The sequence below is a fragment of the Acidovorax sp. A1169 genome, from assembly GCF_030704685.1.
Taxonomy (GTDB): domain Bacteria; phylum Pseudomonadota; class Gammaproteobacteria; order Burkholderiales; family Burkholderiaceae_C; genus Acidovorax.
In genome coordinates this window covers 1-1,310 of record NZ_JAUZDX010000062.1, presented here as the reverse complement: position 1 = coordinate 1,310, position 1,310 = coordinate 1, and the positions used below count along the sequence as shown (strand labels likewise).

General features: G+C 66.4%; 1 protein-coding gene. It reads left to right on the top strand.

Going from position 1 to position 1,310, the window contains the following annotated elements:
• A partial coding sequence (locus QYL93_RS31815) for a bifunctional diguanylate cyclase/phosphodiesterase (RefSeq protein ID WP_305747428.1) occupies positions 1 to 1,310 on the top strand: 1,310 nt, incomplete at both ends.

Here is a 1,310-nt window from a genome sequence, read left to right as displayed (position 1 = left end):
GACATCACCGACCGCAAGCGCGCAGAGCAGGAGATCGAGCGCCTGGCGTTCTACGACGCGCTGACGGGCCTGCCCAACCGGCGCCTGCTGCTGGACCGCCTGCAACGCTCCCTGGCCGCCTGCCAGCGCAGCAAGAACCTCGGGGCCCTGTTGTTCATCGACCTGGACAACTTCAAGGACCTCAACGATACCCTGGGCCACGACATGGGCGACCAGCTCCTGTCCCAGGTCGCCACCCGCCTGGTGGGCAGCGTGCGCGAAGCCGACACCGTGGCGCGCTTTGGCGGCGACGAATTCGTCGTCATGCTGGACAACCTGAACCCCGAACTGGCCGAAGCCGCCGCCCAGGCCGAAACCGTCGCCGAGAAACTCCTGGCCAGCCTGAACCTGCCCTTTGCCCTCGGCGGCCAGCAGCACTACAGCACCCCCAGCATCGGCATCACCTTGTTCGGCGACGAACGCCTGTCGGTCGACGAACTCTTGAAGCGCGCCGACCTGGCCATGTACCAGGCCAAGGCCGCAGGGCGCAACACCCAGCGCTTCTTCGACCCCGACATGCAGGCCGCCGTCAACGCCCGCTCCAACCTGGAAGCCGACCTGCGCCAGGGCCTGGCCCGCAACGAACTCCTCGTGCACTACCAGCCCGTCGTCGACCACCAGGCCCGCCTGGTCGGCGCCGAAGCCCTGGTGCGCTGGCGCCACCCCCAGCGCGGCATGATCAGCCCCGGCGACTTCATCCCCCTGGCCGAGCAGACCGGACTCATCCTTCCCCTGGGCCAGTACGTGCTTGAGACCGCCTGCAGGCAACTGCACCGCTGGAGCCAATCGCCCACCACCGCCCACCTGAGCATCTCCGTGAACGTCAGCGCCCGGCAGTTCCGGCAACCGGGCTTCGTCGCCGAAGTGCTGGGTACCTTGAAGGACTGCCAGGCCAAACCCCGACTGCTCAAGCTCGAACTCACCGAAAGCCTGCTGCTGGGGGACATCGAAGACACCATCGTGCGCATGGAACAGCTCAAGAGCGAAGGAGTGGGGTTTGCGCTGGACGACTTCGGCACCGGCTACTCCTCATTGAGCTACCTCAAGCGGCTGCCGCTGGACCAGATCAAGATCGACCAGAGCTTCGTGCGCGACGTGCTGAGCGACCCCAACGACGCGGCCATCGTGCGCACCATTTTGGCGCTGGCCAAGAGCCTGGATTTGCAGGTGGTTGCCGAGGGGGTGGAGACGACGGGGCAACTGGGGTTCCTCAGGCTGCATGGCTGCGAGGGGTTTCAGGGCTATCTGTTTGGCAGGCCTGTGCCGGTGGA